This window comes from Paenibacillus sp. FSL R5-0378, from assembly GCF_038009285.1.
In the GTDB taxonomy this organism is placed as follows: Bacteria; Bacillota; Bacilli; order Paenibacillales; family Paenibacillaceae; genus Paenibacillus_AQ; species Paenibacillus_AQ favisporus.
Window position 1 is genome coordinate 5,440,613 of record NZ_JBBPAY010000001.1, and the last position, 22,752, is coordinate 5,463,364.

At 53.5% G+C, this 22,752-nt stretch carries 21 protein-coding genes; 5 read left to right on the forward strand and 16 right to left on the reverse strand.

All coding sequences use genetic code 11. The features are described from left to right. Positions 1 to 45: 45 nt before the first annotated feature. On the reverse strand, positions 46 to 1,014 hold the full coding sequence (locus MKY74_RS25140) for a LysR family transcriptional regulator (protein ID WP_076171014.1): 969 nt from the start codon (positions 1,012 to 1,014) through the stop codon (positions 46 to 48). Positions 1,015 to 1,223: 209 nt separating this feature from the next. Here MKY74_RS25140 and MKY74_RS25145 point away from each other — a divergent pair, with 209 nt between their 5' ends. After that, positions 1,224 to 1,868, forward strand: coding sequence for a cysteine hydrolase family protein (locus MKY74_RS25145; protein ID WP_076171012.1), 645 nt, complete (start codon positions 1,224 to 1,226; stop codon positions 1,866 to 1,868). Positions 1,869 to 1,975: 107 nt separating this feature from the next. Here MKY74_RS25145 and MKY74_RS25150 read toward each other — a convergent pair whose 3' ends face one another. The 11 genes from MKY74_RS25150 to MKY74_RS25200 form a co-directional block, all read right to left on the reverse strand. After that, positions 1,976 to 2,290 (reverse strand): hypothetical protein, encoded by a 315-nt coding sequence (locus MKY74_RS25150; RefSeq protein WP_076171010.1) that lies wholly within the window; start codon positions 2,288 to 2,290, stop codon positions 1,976 to 1,978. Positions 2,291 to 2,537: 247 nt separating this feature from the next. Further along, the gene (locus tag MKY74_RS25155) at positions 2,538 to 4,289 is read right to left on the reverse strand and encodes a glycoside hydrolase family 2 protein (RefSeq protein WP_076171008.1); all 1,752 of its coding nucleotides are present in this window, start codon (positions 4,287 to 4,289) and stop codon (positions 2,538 to 2,540) included. 29 nt (positions 4,290 to 4,318) lie between these two features. After that, positions 4,319 to 5,338, reverse strand: a complete 1,020-nt coding sequence (locus MKY74_RS25160; protein WP_076171006.1) for a hypothetical protein — start codon at positions 5,336 to 5,338, stop codon at positions 4,319 to 4,321. Next, positions 5,335 to 6,141 carry a carbohydrate ABC transporter permease gene (locus MKY74_RS25165; RefSeq protein WP_076171004.1) on the reverse strand — a complete coding sequence of 269 codons (807 nt, stop codon included), beginning with the start codon at positions 6,139 to 6,141 and terminating at the stop codon, positions 5,335 to 5,337. The genes MKY74_RS25160 and MKY74_RS25165 overlap by 4 nt, the downstream gene beginning before the upstream one ends. A gap of 3 nt (positions 6,142 to 6,144) precedes the next feature. Then, positions 6,145 to 7,026 (reverse strand): carbohydrate ABC transporter permease, encoded by an 882-nt coding sequence (locus MKY74_RS25170; RefSeq protein ID WP_076171002.1) that lies wholly within the window; start codon positions 7,024 to 7,026, stop codon positions 6,145 to 6,147. Positions 7,027 to 7,108: 82 nt separating this feature from the next. Continuing rightward, positions 7,109 to 8,464, reverse strand: coding sequence for an ABC transporter substrate-binding protein (locus MKY74_RS25175; protein WP_076171000.1), 1,356 nt, complete (start codon positions 8,462 to 8,464; stop codon positions 7,109 to 7,111). 297 nt (positions 8,465 to 8,761) lie between these two features. Beyond that, positions 8,762 to 9,703: an ArsR/SmtB family transcription factor gene (locus MKY74_RS25180; protein WP_076170998.1), complete on the reverse strand. Its 942-nt coding sequence runs from the start codon at positions 9,701 to 9,703 to the stop codon at positions 8,762 to 8,764. A 434-nt stretch (positions 9,704 to 10,137) separates the two neighbouring features. Further along, positions 10,138 to 11,112 carry a Gfo/Idh/MocA family protein gene (locus tag MKY74_RS25185; protein ID WP_208629326.1) on the reverse strand — a complete coding sequence of 325 codons (975 nt, stop codon included), beginning with the start codon at positions 11,110 to 11,112 and terminating at the stop codon, positions 10,138 to 10,140. 152 nt (positions 11,113 to 11,264) lie between these two features. Further along, entirely contained in the window at positions 11,265 to 12,644 is a 1,380-nt protein-coding gene (locus tag MKY74_RS25190; RefSeq protein WP_076170990.1) for an extracellular solute-binding protein, read from the reverse strand. 80 nt (positions 12,645 to 12,724) lie between these two features. Continuing rightward, the gene (locus MKY74_RS25195) at positions 12,725 to 13,591 is read right to left on the reverse strand and encodes a carbohydrate ABC transporter permease (RefSeq protein WP_076170988.1); all 867 of its coding nucleotides are present in this window, start codon (positions 13,589 to 13,591) and stop codon (positions 12,725 to 12,727) included. 65 nt (positions 13,592 to 13,656) lie between these two features. Continuing rightward, positions 13,657 to 14,586, reverse strand: a complete 930-nt coding sequence (locus tag MKY74_RS25200; protein ID WP_076171734.1) for a carbohydrate ABC transporter permease — start codon at positions 14,584 to 14,586, stop codon at positions 13,657 to 13,659. Positions 14,587 to 14,808: 222 nt separating this feature from the next. Between MKY74_RS25200 and MKY74_RS25205 the strand changes: the two genes are divergently transcribed. Further along, entirely contained in the window at positions 14,809 to 15,711 is a 903-nt protein-coding gene (locus MKY74_RS25205; protein ID WP_076170986.1) for a glucose 1-dehydrogenase, read from the forward strand. 357 nt (positions 15,712 to 16,068) lie between these two features. On the opposite strand, the gene hpaB is transcribed toward MKY74_RS25205, so the two are convergent. Next, positions 16,069 to 17,526: a 4-hydroxyphenylacetate 3-monooxygenase, oxygenase component gene (gene hpaB / locus MKY74_RS25210; RefSeq protein ID WP_076170984.1), complete on the reverse strand. Its 1,458-nt coding sequence runs from the start codon at positions 17,524 to 17,526 to the stop codon at positions 16,069 to 16,071. Between the two features lie 284 nt (positions 17,527 to 17,810). Between hpaB and MKY74_RS25215 the strand changes: the two genes are divergently transcribed. Next, positions 17,811 to 18,560 (forward strand): GNAT family N-acetyltransferase, encoded by a 750-nt coding sequence (locus MKY74_RS25215; RefSeq protein WP_084203926.1) that lies wholly within the window; start codon positions 17,811 to 17,813, stop codon positions 18,558 to 18,560. 84 nt (positions 18,561 to 18,644) lie between these two features. On the opposite strand, the gene MKY74_RS25220 is transcribed toward MKY74_RS25215, so the two are convergent. Further along, the gene (locus MKY74_RS25220) at positions 18,645 to 19,070 is read right to left on the reverse strand and encodes a hypothetical protein (protein ID WP_076170980.1); all 426 of its coding nucleotides are present in this window, start codon (positions 19,068 to 19,070) and stop codon (positions 18,645 to 18,647) included. 139 nt (positions 19,071 to 19,209) lie between these two features. On the opposite strand from MKY74_RS25220, the gene MKY74_RS25225 reads away from it, so the two are divergent. Together MKY74_RS25225 and MKY74_RS25230 are read left to right on the forward strand one after the other, a co-directional pair. Continuing rightward, entirely contained in the window at positions 19,210 to 20,073 is an 864-nt protein-coding gene (locus MKY74_RS25225) for a class I SAM-dependent methyltransferase (RefSeq protein ID WP_076170978.1), read from the forward strand. Between the two features lie 3 nt (positions 20,074 to 20,076). Further along, positions 20,077 to 20,808, forward strand: a complete 732-nt coding sequence (locus MKY74_RS25230; RefSeq protein ID WP_076170976.1) for an RluA family pseudouridine synthase — start codon at positions 20,077 to 20,079, stop codon at positions 20,806 to 20,808. Positions 20,809 to 21,000: 192 nt separating this feature from the next. Here MKY74_RS25230 and MKY74_RS25235 read toward each other — a convergent pair whose 3' ends face one another. Continuing rightward, a complete protein-coding gene (locus MKY74_RS25235; protein ID WP_244169278.1) occupies positions 21,001 to 21,858 on the reverse strand; it encodes an SAM-dependent methyltransferase in 858 nt (285 codons plus the stop codon). 226 nt (positions 21,859 to 22,084) lie between these two features. After that, positions 22,085 to 22,735, reverse strand: coding sequence for a bacillithiol biosynthesis deacetylase BshB2 (gene bshB2 / locus MKY74_RS25240; protein WP_076170974.1), 651 nt, complete (start codon positions 22,733 to 22,735; stop codon positions 22,085 to 22,087). Positions 22,736 to 22,752 lie beyond the last annotated feature (17 nt).

Consider the following 22,752-nt stretch of genomic DNA (forward strand, 5'->3'; position numbering starts at 1 on the left):
CGGCTCATTTCATCCTGGAGGGTGCTCCTATTTTGTATTGTCTCCTTATCCATTCAAACCGCCGGAAGCGGCGGTGTGCCCTGCGCCCGGCTTGTATCTGGCAAGCAGCCTGCGCTGCAATTCGCCGATCGGCACGTCGAGCTGGACGGTTTCCGAGTATGCCATGTATACCGGCAGAGCCGGCAGCATGGAACCAAAAGGGATCATTCGGATGGGATAGGCCTCCAGGTACAGCTCAGGGACGTAGCATTTAGGTACGAACGTGTATCCCTGGCCGTTGGCCACGACCCCCAGCATCATATCGCTGCTGTCCACGATTTGGAACTTATCGGGCGTGGACCCAAACAGTCTGGACAGCACCTCCCATACATTTACGTAGGTGGCGATCGGATTTTCGAACAGCACGAACATGTCATGCTTGAGCACATCGATAAGGTCATCATCCTTGCGGATCACGCCCCGGTAAGCTTCTTCCGAACACAGCAGCACCCATTCGTCGTCCAGAAGATGCACCGGCTGCAAATGGCGGCATTCCTTCACATCATAAAACAGCCCGATATCGATGACCCCGTACTCGATCAGATCAATGAGCAGCATGGACGAACGGGAAACATACTTGCACTTCAGATCGGGGCGAATGCGCTGCAATTCGGCAACCAGAGGGTACACGAACCTGCTGGACAGTCCGGTGTCAACGCCGATCACCATCCGGTCCATGCGGGTCACTTCGGCAAGGGAACGATCGAACTTCAGCAGGTCTGCTTTGTTCAGCATCGCGGAGGCATTGTTGAACTGGCTTACCATTTGGATCGCATAATACAGAAAATAATGCCCTTCCTGTGTCAGCTTCACTCCGTCCCACCCCCGGTCCAGCAGCTTGACTCCCATCCCCTCCTCCAGCTTGCGTATTCTCGCGCTAAGCGTCGGCTGGGTGACATGCAGCGTCTGGGCAGCCTTGGAAATGCTCTTCTCCTTGGCGATCGTTGCAAATGAATGCAGACCTTCCAGATCCATTCCATCCCCACCTTCCATAAAAATTGGTTTTACCGATCAGCAGGTCGGAGGAATTCCTGATTGTGTAAGAATAAATAACATATATTATCCTATTTATATCATATTTCATGTGATTCAGGGTATAAAAAAGTGCGATATCCTGTATTCGGAGTTTTAATGTTATATTATTTTACATAAACACAACAATATTTATTTTGGAGGGATTTCATTTGAGTACCCATGCATGGCTTCATCCGGAGGATACCGCCCTGATCATCATCGACATGCAAAACGATTTTTGCCACGAAAACGGAGCCTGCGGCCGCGCGGGAATCGTCGATATCCCGGCGTTCCAGGCTTGTGTGCGGCCCATCCATGACCTTACCGGTCAAGCGAGGGCAAGCGGGGTGCCGGTCATCTACGTACAAATGACGTTGGATGCGGGCACTACCTCCCAGGCATGGGAGCTGCAGCATACGGCCAACGGCAACCCGCTTCGGATCGTCGAGAAGGGAAGCTGGGGCACGGAGCTGTACGGGCTGGAACCCAAGGAGGGCGATTACGTGGTGGAAAAGCATCGGTACAGCGCATTTATCGGCACCAACCTCGATTTGATGCTGCGCTCTCTCGGGTGCAGATCTGTTGTCCTGACCGGCGTCCTCACAAACGTATGCGTGGAGTCGACCGCCAGGGACGCATTCATGCTCGACTATAACGTGACGCTCGTCGAGGACGCCTGCGCCGGTTCCTCTGCCGAGGCCCACGAAATGACCCTATCGAACATTGGGCAGTACTTCGGAAAAATCATGAATGCCGGAGACGTGAAGGCGGTCTGGTCGGAATTAACAGCCGGTGCTGCAGCCGTGAACGGATGAATATCCGCTCTAAAAGGCTAAGCTGTTATTTGTGTGGTTTTCGCTCGATCATCAAAAAAAGGGAGCCCGCCGGCTCCCTTTTTTTCATTAACGATTATTCTAATGCCTTATTTGACCAGCTCCGCTTTAAACACGCCATCCAGCGTCTCGCCGGCGTCCAGCCGTTTCTTTAACGGAACCTTCACATCTCTGGCCAGTTCCTTGAAAAACGTTTGAACATCGCATTTAACGTCGTTCAGATGTACATTGATGGTACCGTCGGCCGTAATGTCGCGATTATCTTCAGAGGGAACCGACACGACAAGATCGTACTTTTTCATCAATGTCTTACTGTACCTCGTGAACACTTCGATCAGCTCCTCGTTTTCGAAGTTCCCGATGGCATTTTTGCCTTTGTTTGTAAAAATCAGCTTCATTTCCATTTCTCATTCCCCTTTTCCTGTATCACCATGGTTTTGTTCGGACCCTGAGTTCCATTGGTCACGCGATGGTTCTAAACAAAGAAAGGGCCCACTTTATCCTGATCAATCATATCTTTGTCTTTTGTATTATAACAGTCTTTATACCGATTAACTAGGCGATGCCACCATTTACAAAAAAAGAAAGCCCCGAAACGGGGCCCTCTTCACTCTTTATTTACTTATTAGCCACTCTATTTTAAAAGCTGTATCAACGTCCCTGCACAATCTCGCGGATCTTCTCCAGCGGAATCTTCGGCTTCCGGTCGTACGTCAGCAAACCGTTAATTTCCTGTTCGACGTCCGTCAGCTGCGTGTAGCAGAAGCCCTGAAGCACGGGCGAAGCGAGAGCGCCCTGAACCACGTCGGCCAGGCGCCGTTCGAAATCTTCCTCATTCGACGCTCCGGAATAACCCCACCCTTCCTGGTTCCCTTTCTGGAATGAGATTCCGCCGAATTCGGTAAGCAGCAGCGGCTGTCCTTCATAAGGATACCCCGGCACCAGAATCCAGCGGTTGCCCGGTTTTGCCTGAAGCGCCTGCTCCACGGTCGAATAGCGGTCCGCCAGCACTTCTTTACGCCATTCGTAATCATGAATAGTAACCAGGTCGGTTTTGACCAGTTCCCAGCCGTCGTTAGAGATGACCGGACGTGACATGTCCAGCGATTTAGTCATGTGATACAGCGCCAGCGCATGCTGCTGCTCGGCAGGACTCACCAATATATTCGTTACGCCCCAGCTTTCATTGAGCGGAACCCAGGCTACGATGCAGGGATGATTATAATCCCGCTCCACCGCCTGCAGCCATTCCCGGGTGATCTGCCCGGCATAGGTTTCCGTGAACCGGAACGCGTTGGCCATTTCTCCCCAGACAAGCAGGCCCAAACGGTCCGCCCAGTACAGGTAACGGGGGTCTTCGATCTTTTGGTGCTTTCGGGCGCCGTTGAATCCCATTTCCTTCGTCAGCTCAATGTCTTTTTTCAGCGCTTCATCGGAAGGAGCGGTCAGCAGGCCATCCGGAAAATACCCCTGGTCCAGCACCATTTTCATATAATATGGGCGGTTATTAAGCAGCACGACGCCGTCCTCAATCGAAATTTTCCGCATGCCGAAGTAACTCGCGACAGTATCCACCACTTCTCCGTCCACCAGGAGAGTCAGCTCCAAATCGTACAGATTTGGACGTTCAGGCGACCACCAGCGCCCCAAGCCATGATCGTTAAAATCGTGCAGGCGGATGCGGCGCATCTCGTCTTTCCCCGTCACCGAAAAGGAATCTTCGGAAACGACTTGCCCCGCGAAAGAAATAACCGACTTTAAATGAAGCTTGGCCCGGGTGTCCCAGCCCTGAACGAAAGCCTGCAGGGACACTTCATTCGTATCGATATCCGGCGTCAGCCGAATCCTACGGATATGGAGGTCATGCACAGGTTCGATCCACACCGTCTGCCAAATCCCCGTCGTTCTCGTATAGAAGATCCCGGCCGATGTTTCTTCCCAGTATTGCTTGCCCCGCGGAAGCGCCGCGTCCCGGCTGTAATCGACGGCTTTGACCACGATCGAGTTGTCCGCACCCTGAAGCAGGTCCGTAATATCCGCATCAAACGGCGTATGACCGCCTTCGTGGATAGCGGCGAGCCTGCCGTTCACCCATACTTTGCATTCATAATCCACGGCACCGAAATGCAAAATCAGCCGCTTGCCTTGGTACGCTGTTGGCACCGTAAAGGTCCGATGGTACCACACGATATCATGGAACGAAGGATCTCCGATTCCGCTCAGCTTGCTCTGATAGCAAAACGGAACCCGAATGGTCCGCGAGAAGGAAGGATGCTCGTACCATTTTTCCCTCTCGCCGGCCGCTTCGTCATCAAATTCAAAATTCCATACTCCGTTAAGGTTGAGCCAATCCGCTCTAACCAATTGTGGGCGAGGATATTCGCCGCGCAGCATCTCTGTCATTTCTCTCTACTCCTTTGAAGTAATCACATTTAGCGCGTACGCTTGGTAACGATCCAGCTGCAAAATCCGCATACGGCGAGCCATCCTGCCGCGTACAGCAAGCCGCCGCCGCTTCCGACGAGAAGATCCGGCCGGCTGCTTTTTACCGTAAAAATCAGCAAATTGCTGAGCACCAGATACAAAAGCACGTTCCGCCCCATCGACTCCAGAAAGCCAAACGCGTACGGAATGCGTTCCAATACCCCGGCCAGCAAATAATAACCATATAATATGAAGGCAGCACCGATTATCCAGAACAACGAAGGCGGAAACCGCGAGGGAAGCTCCCCGGCATACCGCCAATTTGCCGCAAACAGTCCGGTTGCAAGCACCGATCCGGCGAGAACGAGCCAGTCGAAGCGAATCCGGTATTTGGCGAACAAGATCCCAAGCAGGTAATACGGAAAATATTGAACAGGCGGAAACGAGGCGAAATCCCTCGTGCCGACCAATAACCCAAGCTGGGGAATGTGAACCGCTCCATAAGGAAACAGCGTCCCTGCAAGCAGCAGGCCGGCCGCCAGAAAACCAAGCCACTTTCGCCCGGATAGCCAGCGCAGCGGAACGAACAGCACCAAGCCGAGGACCATCAAATACGTAAAAGACACCAAGAACTCAGACCAGCCCGGGATATCCTTCAGCAGCATGATCGGCCGAATCGTGTCCCACTGGAGCGGCGCTCCGTCATGGAACACCCTGAACGCCGTTCCGGATACATAAAAGGCCAGCAGTGTTTTCAGCGCGGCTGCCAACATCCGCGGGCAAGCGCTGCGAAACGGCTTGGAATAATAAGCAAGCTGCGATACATACCCGAAGCTGAACACAAACCCCGAGAAGGTGATGAGGTTGAAGAAATCGATCCAGCGGCTGATGGACGGGTACACGACCGGATCGCTGAAAAATTGCAGCGTGTGGCAGTACACCATTCCGACGATCAGCACTCCTTTGAACAGATCGATGGCACGCTCGCGCCGCTTCGGCTCAATCCCGGCTACGGCAACGCCGCTCACCCTTTAATCCCCGACAGGCTGATCCCCTTGATGATTTGCCGTTCAAAGATCACAAACAGAATAATGATCGGGATGGAAGACAGCGTGTTCACAACCATCGGCTTCACGTAATCCTCCGAGTACTGGCTCATCAAGGTCGGAATTCCCATCGGCAGCGTAAACAGCTTGTCGTTTGTCAGCGACAGGAATGGCCATAGGAAATTGTTCCACGAGCCGATAAAGGTCAGAATCGCCATCGACGCGAGCGCCGGCCGGGTCAGCGGCAGCATGATCACCGCGAATATTTTCCACACGCCGCCTCCATCCATCTGCACGCTCTCAATCAGGTCGTTCGGGATGCCGTCAAAAAATCCTTTAAGCACGATGACCGCCATCGGCGAAGCCAGCGCTGTGACGATCAGCCCCTGGTACGAATTCAGCAAATGCATGTCCTTGGCGACCTGATACAGCGGAATGATGGTTGCTTCGCCGGGAACGAGAAGACCTGCCAAAATGAAAAAGAACATGATGGCTTTAAACCGGAAAGGAATTTTGGACAACGCATAAGCCGCCATAGCCGCAACTAGAACGGTCAGAACCGTGACGACGCCTGCGACGAAGAAGCTGTTCCATACCCACTGCATCAGCTTGGTGCCGCTGATAATTTGTCCGTACACCGCGAAAGAATATGGCGGCGTAAACCAGTCGAACAAACCGGAGACCTTCATCCCTTCCTGCTTGATCGATACGACCAGCATCCAGACCAGCGGTATCAGAAACACGCACGCCGCGATGACAGAAACGATCCGGTATACCCATTTCATGCCTTAAGCCGCCTCCTTCCGGTTGTTAACGACATACTGGATAATCGACAATACGAGCAAAATCGCAAACAGCATATAGGACATCGTCGCCGCGTAACCCAGGTCATTTTTTTTGAAACCGCTCTGGTAAATGTACTGGATGATCGGCCTTGTCGAATCCAGCGGTCCGCCGCCCGTAATGATGTAAATTTGCATGAACACTTTATAGGAAGCGATAATTTGCAGCATCAGAATCATCCGTGTGATCGAATTCATCATCGGCAGCGTGATCCGCCAGAACATCTGCCCTTTGGCCGCTCCGTCCAGCGATGCCGCCTCATAAATTTCGTCCGGGATTTCCTGCATGGCGGACAGATACAAAATAAAGTTGAACCCCACCGTCCACCACAGCGTCAGAGCGGCGACCGCAATCCAGGCCAGCGACGGCTCAGTGAGCCAGAAGATCTCTTTCCCTTCCGCCAGGATGCCGAGTCCATGCAGAATCCCGTTAATGAAGCCGGTATAGGGCTGGAACATAAACAACCCCAAATACGATGCCACCGAAACCGAAAGAATGCTCGGCAGAAAAAACGCACTGCGGTACAGCTTCTGCAGCTTGGATTTCCGGTTCGCGATAAGTGCCAGCGCGATGGCCAGCACGATCATGGTCGGCGTCGTCAGAAAAACGAAAATCGTAGAATGCCATACCGCAGCCCAGAACTGGTCGTCATGAAACATGCGCTGGAAATTGTCCCACCCGACATATTTCATCTTCCGGATCAGGGTCCATTTATAAAAGCTCATCTGCGCGCCCTTAATCATCGGCCAGATCGTAAACAACACATACACAATCAGAAAGGGCAGTAAAAAAATCAGTGCCTGCAAGTCGATCCGAAGCTTCTTCATGACTCACCTTCCTCTCCCGCATCGCTCAGGCAGGCTTGGAGCCAGCCGCCCCAAACCTGTCTGATGGATCATACCCTCATGGTTACTCGCTTAAAACTTTACCGATCTCGGTCTGCATCTTGTCAACGGCATCCGAGCTCGACATCTTGTTGGACCAAACTTCGTTCAAATATTTAAAGAGCGCGTTATCGCGGATCTGCCAGTTCTTGTCGGAATGCTTGTTGAATTTAACTGTGCTTGCCACCGAGACATAGTCGCTCCGGTACGGCATCTCTTTGAATTCCGGCTTGTCGAATACGGCCGGCTTCGAAGGGATATGGCCCGCTTTCGCCCAGATTTCTCCGTGGTCGGCGATCCAGTTGGCGAAAATCAGAGCAGCTTTGCGCTTTTCCGGATCTTCATTGCTCGTTGCCGGCAGAATGATCGTATGCGAATCGCCCCATGTCGCTTCCTGATCGAATACTTTAGGGATCGGCATGGCTCCGAATTCCAGCCCTTTCGTTTTCTCCCACGTTCCGGTCGCCCACACGCCGGTCATCATAATCGCCGCATTCCCGCTTTGGAACGTTTTATAGAAATCCGGGTCGTTCAGCTTGATGAAATTGTACTTATGGTATAAGTCCTTAATATAATCCGCGGCTTTTACTGCTTTTTCTTTGTCGATGTCGGCTGATTTCAGGTCGTCGGATACGACGTCATTGCCGCCCTGCTGCGAATAAAGTGCCCACCAGAAACGGAATGGATCGTCGTTGGAGCTCGAGAGCGCAAACGGATATTTGCCTTTCGGAAGCTTCTCTTTCAGCGTTGTCAGAAACTTGATGAATCCCTCGCCAGATTGCTCCAGAACCGGCTTGCCGTCTTCGCCGAGCAACCCTGCATCTTTAAGCAGCTTTTTGTTGTAGTACATAATAAACGGATGTGTATCGATCGGAACCGCATAATGCTTGTCATCGTAAACGGAAGCTTCCAGAATGTTCTGGTTGAACGTGCTCCAGTCGATGTTGGCATCCTTTGCCGAATCGTCCAGTTCGGTTGCAACCCCCTGATTGATCAGGTCGGGAAGACGGGAAATATGGGAGATGCCCACATCCGGTCCGTTGCCTGCGCCAACCGCTGTGATCAGCTTCGTATAATACTCGCCCCAGACGAGCTTCGTATTTTTCACCTGAATATCGGGATGCTCTTTATTGAACTGGTCTACCATCGCCTGCATGTTATCACCGTCTCCGCCGTCAAACAGCGTCCAGAAGGAAAGGTTCACTTTCTCGCCGCTGCCGCCGCCCGTATCCGTCGAAGCGCTTTCACCAGTACCGCCGGACGCGTCTCCGCCTGCACTGTCCGCCCCGCCACTGCTGCCGCTGCCACCGCTGCCGCAGGCGCTGAGCAATAAGGTCAGAGACAGTAATGTGATCCACATGAAGCTGAATTTTCTTCTCATACGTACCCCCCATTTTCGTCACCGTAGTCGTTCTAAAGAACAACGTTATTGTTTTATTACAACTTTATTGTTCTTATGGGGCTATATTACGGCTAAACTTCTATTTTGTCAACGCATTCATTTCATTTTTTTGTAATAAAAATTTTGAGTTGTTTCTATTCTCGTGCATATCAAATGGGCTTCGTCGCTTTACCAGCAAGAATAAATTGCCTAACCATGCTCTTCTCCCATAAAAATCCACAAGCCCCGTAACAGAAACAAAAAAACCATTGTTACAAACTTGTTGTAACAATGGTTTTACGCTTCGTCCGTGAGGGGAACATATTGGATACGCATCTTGATGTCCTGCTCATAATCGCCGAACTGCCGCCCAAAGATGTTCACCCCGCCTTTATGGACCGCATTTGGATCCACGCCGATTCGCAGGCGCAAATTCGGACGCCCTTCCAGCTGAAGATCGTTGATGCCTACATCCGATACCTTTTTCATATCCAGCGTCGTCCGGTCCTCATCGACCCGCCACGTTTTCAAGAGGCCGTACTGCGTCGTCCAATCGAGCCACCAGGAGGGGTTCAGCCTGCCGCGGCGGTCCCCGAAATCCCCCGGACTCGTCCACATCCCGATCTCAAGCCCGTTCACCCAGACCGATATGTCCGAGGGCCAATCGTTATCGAAGTTGGGCGCCTCCGAGCAGATTTCCATGGACAGCTCAAGCGATTTGATTTTGACGTTTTGCGGAAGCTCCAGCGGCAAAATGTACTCCAAGTAACCTTTGCGGAACCAGATGATCTGTGCATCGATATGCTTCGGATGGTAGAAGCTCGCCGGCTCGTCTTCCCGGATGATCATTTCGGTGCCGCTCGCCATGCCGCAGGTCGGGTATACTTCGCAATCGCTGTACAATCCGATCGGAATTTCGACCTCATACACGCCGTAATTTTCCTTGGTCGATTGGATCGCCGGGTTGAGACTGATATGGATGTCATCATAACTGCGGGTGCATACCTTCATCGCCCCCCGGGCCGCGGGCAGAAGCTCTGTCGTCAGCAGCTTGGCGGCCTCCAAAATTTTGACGTTGTTCGCCACTGTCGACACCGGCAGCTTGAGTGCTTCCGAAATTTCGATGATATTCATGCTCCGCGTGTAGAGCAGTTTCAGCATATCCACCCTCGCCCGGGTGGACAATGCATGAGCAACCTGAACCAGCTGATCCGGCTCATTCACATTCAGATCCAACATGCTAATCCTTCCTTCTTGTTCCAGCTCTTTTTTATGCCTAAGTTTGAGTTTACCTTGTTTGGGACAGCAGAAGCAAGATCTTCGCAAGAAAACAAGAATTAGGGAAAGCCGGGAATCCCGTTTCCTGATAGAGAATGGAGCCTTCGATCCGGAATTTTTTTCTTTTAGAAGGCGTTGTCCCCGTCGTAATGATGATACAAATTGGCTTAATTTTGACTGTTTCCTTCATCGAATTGACGTATACAATCACTGAATCCAAAAAATCCAAATTGATAGATCGAATACGGTTTACCAGATTCTATTCTGGATCACACCGTCATATCCTGATTATGGAAAAGGCGTGATTATGCACGGCATCGATATGTTTATGCACGGCTTACAGCAATCCGGATACGCAAAAAAGGAGCCCGCAGGCTCCTGGAGGGGCTCTAGATTTACCCCCTCTTGGTTATGGTTACCGGCAATCCGCTTTGTGCCGATTCGTTGGCAGCCAGCGTCACTTCCAGCGTATGCATCGCTTCTTCATACGGAGCCAGAATCAAGCTCTGGTCACCCGTGGCAACGGCCCGAATGAAAGCGTCGTCCTGGACTTTGTAGAAATCGGAATTGCCGCGAAGAATGATCGTCTGCTCCGGTTCCAGAATGGTAAGCGACGTTCCTTCGAGCGTCAATCTGAAATCCCTTCCAATGATCTCCAGGGAGGAACGGCTGTCCGGCTGGGGTAGAAAACCGGTGTCAATGTGACCGATTGCGCCCGAATCGAACACCAGGTTGACCGAAGCGGCATCCGGCGTCGTGATCCCGGGAACGTCTCTGTTCAGCAGCAGGGCCATGTCAGCACTGACCTTGTGGACTGTTCCGGCCAAGTACAGCATAAGATCCACATTATGGGTCGTCTGCTCTACCAGCTGTCCGCCCGATTTGGCATGATCCACCCACCAAGGGGTATCCGGCAGCCCGCCGAACCTGTGGGCCCGCACCATGGCGATTTCTTTGCCGGCCAGGTACTGTTTCGCCTTCTGTACCGGCTCCATATACCTTAGGCAGTAGCCTGTGGCCGTCATGACGCCCGCTTTCCGGATGAAATCCGCTTTTTGCCGTACAATGCCCATATCCAGACCCAGCGGCTTTTCCACCAGCAGATGAATGCCTCTTCCTGCCGCCTGCTCTTCAATATCACCATGGGCAAAAGGAGGGACGCATACAAAGAGTGCATCCAGCTGCTCGTTCGCCAGCATCCGCCGGATATCCGTATAGGCGACTCCACCATGCCGTTTTACGGCTTGTTCCGCCTGCTTCGCGGAAATATCGCACACGGCGACCAGCTCCGCCTGATCATGATCGTCAATATGCTTCAAATGCTCGGAGGCGATTCCGCCTGCCCCGACCAAACCAACACGAACCATCATGGGACCTCCTTACATACTGTTTTTCAAACACACGTAATGGGATCATTTGCTCCTGCCGCTAGGCAGCTACAATTTCGAATATCGTCCTTGCGTCTCCTGGTAAAAAGGAAGTGCAAAGGCCCCGTGAAGGGCCCTGCACTCGCTTTAACCTGTCACTTCAGATTGGCGGACCATTTCTCCGCGCGGTCCTGCAGTTCGTCCAGGAACTGCTGGATGTCCGGCGCGTTGCCGGAAGCCGCCTTGCTGATAAAGCCGTTGACGGCCGGGACGATGTCGCTCATATAGAACGGATTGGCTTCATCCATCAGCTCGGAGTGCCCGACATTGGCGATGTCCAGCGCCTTTTTCACATATTTGTCTTCCGGCTTCACAAAATCGGCCTGCTTGATCGTCGGTGTCATCGCGAAGTTCTCATACGTATATTTTTGCGTCATCGGGCTGGTCAGGAATTTGAGAACTTCCCAGGAAGCTTTCACGTCCTTGGCGTTCTTCGCCATGACGAACGGATCCACGGCCACCCAGCCTTCGCCTTTCGGGCCCATATTCATCACCGGCTCGAACCGGTCCAGCAAATCCTTGTTATTGTTTGCGATAAATTCGTTCATCGTCGCGCCGCCGGTGCTGTCCAGCGCAATCGCGATGTTGTTCTTCTCAAGCCCGAAGTTTTCCGCTCCCTGGGCTGTGATAAAGCCGGCCGGCGGCAGCTTTGCGGCCTCCTTCAGCCATTCCATGACCTTGACCATTTCCGGGGTGTTCAGATGCCATTTGATCGACTTTACGTCTTTCAGCGAGCCTTCGGCCCCTTTCGCTCCGAAAGCCAGGGTCAGCGCCACAAAAGTGGAGCCGTTCAGCGAGTTGCCCGACCAGTATACGCCGTAGTTCTGCTCGCCGGTTTTCGGATTTTTGCCGGTCATCTTTTTGGCTTTTTCCAAAATTTCTTCCGGGGTCGCTTTCTCTGTCAAGCCTTCGACGCCCCAGTCGCTGAACAGCTTTTTGTCATAGATCGTCATGCGGCGGCCCAGCACGGCAGGAATGCCGAACTGCTTGGATCCGTCCGGCGACTTGGTGCTGTAGGAATTGTTCATGATGCCGTCCAGATAAATGCCGGGATCAAACGATGTGTCTTCTTTGATCAGGTCGTCCAGATCACGCAGCAGTCCGTCCTGATACCATTGGGAGGCAAAAGCTCCCCCGGTGTACAGCACGTCGGCATCCCCCGACATGAGCATCGCCGTTTGCTTGGCCTTTACGTTCTCCCAAGGAATTTGGTACAGCTCCACCTTGATATTCGGGTACATTTTCTTGAACGTCTTATCCATGTACTCGGTCAGCCCGATCGTCGGATTGCCCGTCTGCGCGTTGATGCCGTTGTCGAGCTGCCAGCCGGCCAGCGCCACCCGGACGGTTCCTTTCATGTCGGAGACTTGCTTGATTTCCACGCCGCCGGTCACGTCTTTGCCTGACCCTTCAGAGCAGGCTGCCAGCGTGAATACGAGCGTGCAGGACAGCAGGAGCAGAAGCCATTTTTTCATGCGTGTTCCCCCTTTTCATCATCAGTGTGTTCGCAATCATCATTGGTGCCGTGCGGCCCCAAGGCCGCGCTTCGCCGGGTTTACTGCTTGATCCCGGACAAAGCAATGCTTTCGATAATGTAACGCTGCAAAAACATATATACGACGACGACAGGAATGAGACTGACCGCCGTTGCAGCCATAATGATCGAGGGCTGTTGGTTGATGCCGTTGTTATACGTAAACATCGCCAGGCCGATCTGGATCGTATATTTGGCAGCGTTCTTCAGCACCAGCAGCGGCCACAGCATTTCGTTCCACACGCCCAGGAACAGGAGGATGATCATGGTGGCGATAATCGGCGTGCAGAGCGGCAAATACACCCGGCCGAACACGGTGAACTCCCCGGCGCCGTCGAGAATGGCGGCTTCGCGCAGACTGGATGGCAGCTGGTCGATGAAGGCTTTGGCCAAAAACGTGCCGAAGGCATAGTTAAGTGCCGGTAAATAAAAAGCCAGATAATTGTCCAGAAGCCCCAGCTTGCTGAAGAGCAGGTACTGCGGAATCATGGTCATTTCAAACGGAATCATCATCGTACTCAGTGCCAGCAGAAGCACCAGGCTCGCCCCTTTGAACCGCAGCTTGGAGAGGGCATAACCGGACAGCAGCGCGGACAGGGAGCTGACAACGATGACGCCTGCGCTGACGATGATGGAATTGATGATATAACGGAACATTTTAATGTTCGTAAAGGCCACTTCATACGTGCGTATGGACGGCTCTTCCGGCCAAATTTTCGGCGGAAACGTAATGTTCAGCCGGGCCCCCCAGTCGAAGCTGGTCACGAGCATCCACAGAAATGGCACGATCATGATAAAGGAGCCGAGAAACAGCACGATGGCGAGAATCCACTGACTGACAGGGATTTTTTTACGGCGCAGCGCCTTGGAATCGGCCGTTTGGATCATGGCGGGACCTCCTTTGCTTAAGTATCATGTAGTTCTGATATGACGTCGGTATTGGCCCTAGTGCGTCAGTCGAGGCTGTCTTTGCGGCGGTTTAACAGCATCATAACTGCGGTCAGCACCAAAATGATGATGAACAGCAGATAAGAAGCGGCTGTGGCCAGACCCATTTGCGATGCCAAAAATGCGTTCCGGTATATGTACAGCACCACCGTCATCAGGCTTCCGCCCGGATTGCCTGCCGTACCGCCGATCAGCCACACGTCAGTGAACCGCTTCATGCCGCCGATCGTGCCCATGATGAGCATAAAGACGAAGATCGGACGTAAATAAGGGATGGTGATATGGAGCCATTTCTTGTACCCGCCCGCCCCATCGACTTCAGCGGCTTCGTACAGGTCGCGCGGCACGCTTTGCAGGCCTGCCAGAAAAATGATTGTGTTGTAGCCAAGCGCCCCCCACAGGCTCATCAGCACGATGCTGTAGCGCGACACCTCCGGATTCGTAAACCAGCCGATGGGATGGTGTACCCCGAACCAGCTCAGCACAAAGTTCAGCAGCCCTTCTTTCGATGGGAAAAACAGAAACGAGAACAGGAGACTGGTCGCTACCGCCGACACGACGTTCGGCAGAAAATAGACGGCCTTAAAAAAGTTTTTGCCGAAGTTCCATTTGAGATTGTTGATCAGGCTCGCCAGCACAAAGGATAATACGATGCCGAGCACCACGGACAAGACGCCCATCAAAAACGTATTTGTAAGCGCTTGCCAGAAGACCGGATCCTCCAGGGCATACCGGTAATTGCTGAGCCCCACCCACTTTCCGTTTAGCGACAGGCCCGACGTCTGGTGAAAGCTGATAAACAATGCGGCAAACATCGGATAGATGGCAAATGCGAGCACGCCGATAATTAATGGGGCGCTGAACAAATAGCCGGTCCAATCATTGCGCGTGAACCATCTTTTTCGTTTGGGTGTCATTCTCTTGTCAGCATTCATCTCATTGCTTACTATCAATCGGCCCTCCTCCTTCCAAAAGGATCCCTAATGCCAACAACATGCGTCATCATTGGGTGATCATCAGCTTTGGTACATATTTATGTCCGGGACAGCCGTTTATGTTCGTTTGTTATTTCGATGTAAGACTTAAAAATAACTGGCACACTCGCCCATCCCGTGAATAGACTGTGTACCATCAAAAGGTTAAGGAAGGATTGGCCGATGAACTATCCGTATGCTAAATATGGCGTCATTCACCAGTGCAAGGACATTCCGGTGGCTTTTCCGCCGGATCAGCACCAGCACGGGCAGCCGGGGATTGAATATGTGATGAACCCGCTCCCTATCTCTGAGAATCCGAACTATGTCGGAACCGGTAAATTAAAGGGCAAGGTGGCGATCATCACCGGAGGAGACAGCGGTATCGGCCGTGCGGTCGCCATCGCTTTTGCCAAAGAAGGCGCCGACCTTGTGATCGTATATCTTAATGAGCACAGGGACGCGCAGGACACGGAGCGGCGAATCCGCCAGCTCGGCAGAAAATGCCTTCTGCTTCCCGTTGACGTGCGGTCGCCGGGTTTTGCATCGTATATCGTAGACAGCACTCTGAAGGCATTCGGGAAAATCGACATTCTCATTAACAATGCCGGGGTTCAGTACTTCCAAACCTCACTGCTGGACATTTCCGAAGAACAGCTGCGAAATACGTTCGAGGTAAACATTTTGTCCTTTATCCTTCTGACCAAGGCGGTCCTCCCCCACCTCCGGCCGGGAAGCAGCATCGTAAACACCGCTTCCGTGACTGCGTATCTCGGCAATGATACGCTCATGGACTACTCCTCGACTAAAGGTGCGATCGTCAGCTTCACCCGCGCTCTCGCCCGAAATCTTGCCCCTCAATGCATCCGGGTTAACGCGGTTGCTCCGGGTCCCGTATGGACACCTCTCAATCCCGCTTCGATACCTCCTGAGCGGGTTGCCGTCTTCGGCCGCGACGTGCCGCTGGGGCGTGCCGCCCAGCCTTACGAGCTGGCACCCACGTATGTGCTGCTGGCTTCGGACGACGGGTCGTATATCACCGGAACGACGATCCATATCAACGGAGGGCAAATGGTTACTGATTAGTGCTGAGGCAGCATCGCAAAGAGGCGGCGCTTTAGCATCGATGAAATTCGATCTTTACGGGACGGAGGTCCTGGGTCAGTCAGAAGCGTCAAGCGGTTTGCATGCAAAAAAAGAGAGCTGAAAGACAGCTCTCTTTTTTTGCAGCTTATGATTTTCCTTTTCCGCTGACAAGTCCAATGATCATGACGACAAGTGCCAATAAAGCGATCAGCTGATCGATCGTCATCGCCGCCCGCCTCCTCTGTGCAAGGATGGCTCTTCCCAGACGGCTTCTCTCTCCCGTGCTGCTTGCGTACGTTCCCCATTACAGATATATGAGCGGGCCGGGTGGAATATGACCGATCCATAGAACGGCGATTATAAATCCCGCAGAAATTGCTGAACCCGCTCCTTGTATTTCTCCTTATCCAAATAGCCTTGAAACAGCCTGTTGCTGGTTACCTGCTGTCCCCCGAAGAAAAAGCGTTCGTAGAGCTGCTGCCGCCCACCGAAACCGCTGCTGCTCAGCTCCCAGGCCAGCCGGAACAGCGCAGTCTTATCCCGCGCGTCCATGCTGCTGCCTTTGAGATAAGCCGATAAATAGGGAGCAATCCCGGGTGCCTCAAAATCCTGCTCTGACGGAATCATAATGACGTTGCTGGACCCGAGCAGCTGGATAATTTCCATCATCCGTGCATACATTTGGGGATAGACGACGGCAGCGGACCAGAGCGGCTTATAGTCGGGCATCATGCTTCCCCACCGGTCCACCTTTGCACCCGCTTCGGAGGCGAGCAGCAGCGCCTTGAGCAACTCCAGATTTACGATCACCTCTGTCACTTGTTCGGTGACCACGCTTCCGGTTCTTTCCAGTGCGTCGACAATGGACAGAATGATTCCAAGTACAAACTCGGTCTTCGCCACGTATCGGCAGCAAACCTGGTGCGCTGCATGCACGTGAAAGCCGCTCTGTGCAAAGAAGCGTATGGACAGGCTGTCGTTGCCAAGAATGAATATACGCTCCCATGGAACGAGCACGTGATCGAAAATGACGAGAGTGTCCATTTCCTCAAATCGCGAGCTGAGCGGATAATCGTAACCCGAATCGCCGCCGACCAGGCTTTCCCGGCTTATCCACTTCATCCCCGGCAGGTTGTTCGGGACGGCAAAAGCAAAAGTTTCAGGATTGTCTTCCTCCTGAAACACGAACGATGCCGGCGGATACACAAGTATTTCATCCGCTGTGACTCCCTGGGTCGCCAGCAGAAACGCGCCTGACACGATGACGCCTTCTGTCGTCTGGTCGACGATGCGTGCCGCGGTATTGACGATCGTTCCGTCATCAAGCATTTCGGCGGTACGGCTCGCCGCCGGCTGCACGAAGGCGTGGGATAGCGTAATGTCATTCTCTGAGCAGTACCGGTAGTAATTCCGCATGTTGTCCGCATACTTCGCATCCGCTTCAGCCAGCAGCTCCGAGGCGGCAGCGTAGGCCATAACGGCCGTGTTCATATAATCCGGCGATCTGCCGAGTAGGCCGAAATGCCGCTCACCCCACAGCGTCATCGCGCTCCTGCGTCTGGCCAAATCTTCCTTCGTCTTCGGCTGTAAGTACGATAAGCCTACCGGCTCCCCGGTTTCCGGAGATGTGTATGTCAGAAGCTGCGCATACCCCTCCGCGACCTGCATATCGTACAGTGACGCCTGAGTGCTCATTAACCCGCGGAAAGCCGCATGGTCGGACAGCTTTCCTTGGATTTGCTTACCTCGAAGCCAAACCTCCGGCTGTGCCTGGTCGATCCGCTCTATATACTCCTTACCGTTTTTCACCGGCATACGGATGGCTCCCTTCCTAGGAAATGTTACATTCATCCTATTCCGTGCCGCTGTATGAAGTGAGGTATGACCGCCTAATGATGGAGGCTTCGCATGAACAAAAAAACCTTGCATAAAGTGCAATTCACTCTCTTTAACGCGAAATAGGAACATGATATGATAGCAGAAAATAACGAATATGGGGGAAGCAGACTATTCTTAATCCAAGTCAACTAGGCGATATCTCCGCTCTGCAGGAGCTGTGCGAGCGGGCCGATGCCATCACTCTGAAATTAAACTGGAGCATGCTGAAGTCCCGTCCCGCGGACGCAAAGCTGGACTTTTTTCATTATTCCGGCGATATGCTGACCGGTTTTCTCGCCTTATATCCGCTCGGCGGCGGTCTCGAGGTATGCGGCATGGTACATCCGGATTACCGGCGTCAGGGAATATTTACGAATCTATGGAAGGACGCCATCCGCTCGGCTAACGTTTCAGCCTATAAGACCATCCTTCTGAATACCCCGGCTTCCTCTTCCAGCGGCATAGGCTTCATCGAGTCCCAAGGAGGGGTGTTCTGCCATTCGGAGTATCAAATGAAATGGCATGACGACGGCCAAACTGTCGCGGAAGCGTACCCGTCGGTCCAGCTGCGAAGCGCGGAGCTTGCCGACATGGAGGACATCATCGCCATCGATCAGGAAGGATTCGAGATGAGCCGGGAGGAATCAGCCGAAATCTACTCATCGCTGCTGCAGGAAACGGGAACCCGGCCGCTCATCATTAAGCGGGATGGGGTTACCGTCGGCAAGGTATCTCTTGAAGATACAGGATCCGATACGTGGATATACGGCTTTGCGGTGAAAGCATCTGTTCGGGGTCAGGGGATCGGCCGCAGCACACTGATGCTCATCGTATCCGAAGCGATAGCACGGGGGCGGGACATATGGCTGGAGGTGGCGGTTCAGAACCCCAATGCGCTCCGGCTGTATGAGTCCTGCGGATTCAAAGTGATGAGACAGCAGGACTACTACGAGTACATGGCGTCCCAATAATCGCCACAAGAAAAACCGGCTGCGCTTGGCATGTCCAAGGCGCAGCCGGTTTATTGCGTTGTGCGGGGCGGAGTAGGCGCGGTTTTACACCCGCTCCGCATTCAGCTTGGCTTCCATCGATAGAACGGCCTGGAATTCATAGACCAGCGCCCCGTTATCCGCTACACGTAAATGGACCTGTCCTTTGCGGCGCATCGCTTCCAGCGCCTCGCCGGCCTGCTCCATGCTGAGCGTCGTATTCAAGGCGACGTCCGCTGCGGTCAGCAGGTTTTCCTGCTCCGCAGCCAGGTGAAGAATGCTCTTCTCCATCTCGGGGGTGATCTCCATCCATGCTCTCGCTTTTTTCGTTTTCGTGCGCAGTATAAGTCCGATTCCAAGCGGAAGCACGGCGAAGACAAGAAAGCCAAACCAATCCTTCGTGCCGCCACGGACCGCCAGATTGACATAAAGAATGCCGCAAAACAAGCCAAACCAAGTGAGAATCCACGATATTTTCCGTCTGCTGCTCACCGGCAAGTCCTCCTTTCGCGAGGGGTTATCTTTATTATACCTTTACCCGCACCGAGTATGAAGAAAGTGCATTGTATGTATGAAATGTTGTACAATATAAGCTAAATGAAATTAAAGAACAGAAGGATGGAATGCATTCATGTATGTAGCACGCGATTGGCAGGATTATGAATTGATTGATACCGGGGACGGGGAAAAGCTGGAGCGTTGGGGAGACGTCATTCTCCGCAGACCCGACCCGCAGATTATATGGCCGCTCACCAACGAAACGGGGCAGTGGCGCCAAGTTCACGGGCATTACCACCGAAGCTCTTCGGGCGGCGGCCAATGGGACATGAAAAAGCCGATCCCCGACCGCTGGACCATTTCCTACGACAAGCTGAAGTTCCATATCCGCCCTACCAACTTTAAACATACCGGTTTGTTCCCCGAGCAAGCAGCCAACTGGCGCTGGATGATGGACAAGATTGCCGGGGCGGGCCGGCCGATCCAGGTGCTGAACCTGTTCGCCTATACCGGCGGAGCCAGCGTGGCGGCAGCTTCCGCAGGCGCCCAAGTCGTCCATGTCGACGCCGCAAAAGGCATGGTTCAATGGGCCAAGGAGAACCTGCAGCTGTCCGGCCTCGGAGACCGTCCGGTCCGTTTCATAACGGACGACGTGTTCAAATTCGTGCAGCGCGAACAGCGCCGTGGCAATAAATACGACGCGATCATCATGGACCCGCCATCCTACGGCCGTGGACCCGGCGGGGAAATGTGGAAGCTGGAGCAGAGCCTCTATCCCTTCGTCGAGAGCTGCATGAGCATCATGTCGGACAACCCATTGTTTATGCTCATTAATTCGTATACGACCGGTATTTCGCCGACCGTACTGCATAACATCCTGTCCATGACGGCAGCCCGCCGGTTTGGAGGAAGCATTTCCTGCGGCGAGCTCGGACTGCCGATTACCGCCTCCGGACTGAATCTGCCGTGCGGTATTTTGGGAAGATGGGAGTCTTAAACCATGAGCAGAGCCGATGGTCAGGACGTCCGCATTCCGATTTTGTATGAGGACAATCATTTATTAGGCATCGTGAAGCCGGTCAACGTTCCTACGCAGGAAGATGCCTCCGGGGACGCCGATCTGGTCAGCCTGCTCAAGGAGGACATCAAGATCCGGTATAACAAGCCCGGCAACGTATTTGTCGGCCTGGTGCACCGGCTGGATCGCCCCGTCGGCGGGGCGATGGTGTTTGCCAAGACATCCAAGGCCGCCTCTCGGCTTTCGGAAACGGTACGCTCCCGCAAGTTCCGCAAAGTTTACGCGGCCGTCGTACATGGGAAGCTGCCTGCGCCGACAGGAAGCCTGAAAGACTTCCTGCTCAAGGATGCCAAGACCAATACCGTGTCTGTGGTGAAGCCGGGAACAACCGGCGCGAAGGAAGCGCTGCTGGATTACGAAGTGATCGCAGAGACGGACCGCTATAGCTTGGTCAAGGTGGAGCTCCATACCGGCCGGTCCCATCAGATTCGGGTTCAGATGAGCCATGCCGGCTGTCCGCTCTACGGCGATCAGAAATACGGCAATGGGGTAAATAAGCCGGGGCAGCAGATCGCACTGTGGTCTGTCATCGTCGGCGTCCCTCATCCCGTCACAAAGGAAGAGATCGTTCTTGCCTCGCTTCCGCCTGCCGAGCATCCCTGGAATTTGTGGCCGGAAGCGACCCTGAACGCTTTGACGGACAAGGAATCATAATTCATCCCGCCCGGCGGCTGCAATCGGCCGCAAACAGTATAAAAGCCGGAGAGCCCTGCATACGCAGGCTCTCCGGCTTTTTTATGATTTAATAAGAATAAGTTCTGCGGAACTGACAAAAGACGGTTACGATCCAACTTCGGCATTTTGCCGGCATCCAACGACCTTCTCGTTCCGCCATTCTTTTTCCCGTCAGCTTCTTGTCAGCACCAGCATTGAGGCAGCCCCCCGTTGGAATTCGTAGTCCGACGGCCGTTCCTCGGCCGACCATCCGTTTCCGGCAGCGAACGTCAGCAGCTTCCCTATGTCCTTGTACCTGCAGCTGCTCTGGTCCACCAGCGGAAAAATCCGGATTTCATCCTTCGTCACCCGCATCAACTCAGCCACCGTCTGCTCATGAAATGCGTAATCCAGCTTGTCGCTGTACATAAACAAGAAATGCGCCGACAGCGTCATGTCAAACTGCCGGTCTGCAAACGGCAGCACCGGCAAAACCGCAGCAATGTAACGATCAGGGTGCTGCTTCATATCCTGGACTGTGGCGTTCAATGCCCTCGTACGCTCAGCACGAAGTCCTTCGGGACCACCGAATTCGTCCCACCGATAATGATCGCCCAGGCTCTCCACATGCTGCACCGCATGCCCGATATCGAGCCTTCCCTTCGCCTCAAGTGCCGCAGGGTCAAACTGATAGGCTATATCCACAGCAACGGCTTCAATGCCGATCTGCCTCGCTTTAGCCGTAAACGAGCATGCCCCGCCGGGGCAGTCCAGGACGGTTCGTCCCTTCAAGTCCCCGGGATTCAAATGAAACATCCGCAAATATTCGTCATAGGTTCTTCCAATGAAGACGATCCGCTCCAGCCGGATGTCCCCCGCCTTTCCTTCGGAAAGGCTAATCTGATCACGGCTTGGCTCCTCATCGGCCAGCCCTCTGTTTAACGGCTCAGCCACGGCCGCCGCTTCTCCGGGACCCTCTTCTCTGGTACCGACTTCTTCGGTACGATCTCCGCTCGCAAACTCTGCTCTTCTCAACTCTTCTCGGCTCATCTCCAGGGCCACACACCTTTCTGCTCACATGTTAAATCCCTAACAGGATTTCACAAATTGTATCCGCCGGAGCCCCATGTTGTCAATATCCTCCATTGGGGCCAAGACGCGCTTGATGTGCTTTCGCAACAAGAGCCGGCCTACGGCTTCGATAATGCTGCACAAAAAAAGACGGGCGCTGCAATGATGGCAGCAGCCCGTCCGGCTTGTCTTGGAATTCATGCTATTATTCAAAGTGATAAGTCCAGAACCGCTCTTGGCTGAAGCGCTCCAGCACGGCTTTATCCAGCTCCGACTGTCCGCTCGTCTCCCAGCGGAACTGCGACTGATGGGCGCGGATCGAGGCAAACTTCTGCGGTAAAAAATCGCGCACATCCACGAGGACATCCGGTTTGCCAAGGATCTTCTCGCACCCGTTGGAGAACGCCAGGCAGTGCACTTTCGGCCGATCCTTCTTCGACATGGCCGTCACGGTCCGGATAACCGCGGCTCCGGTCGCGTCATGGTCCGGATGAACCGCGTACCCCGGATAAAAAGTGATGATCAGCGACGGCTTCACTTCGTCAATCAGCGCGCGCAGACGGCTGGTGAGCATCTCCTGATCCTCAAACTCCACCGTCTTGTCATGCAGACCCATGAGGCGAAGATCCTGGATGCCGATCGCCCGGCAGGACTCTTTCAGCTCCTTCCGGCGCAGCTCGGGAAGCGTCACGCGGTTCGCCAAGATGGGATTGCCCATGTTGCGGGCCATTTCCCCCAGGGTTAAACAGGCGTACGTCACCTGGGTTCCGGCCTGGATATGCTTAGCCAGCGTCCCCGACGTGCCGAACGACTCATCATCGGGGTGGGGAAACACCACAAGGATATGTTTTTCCATATGTCTAACCTTCTCTC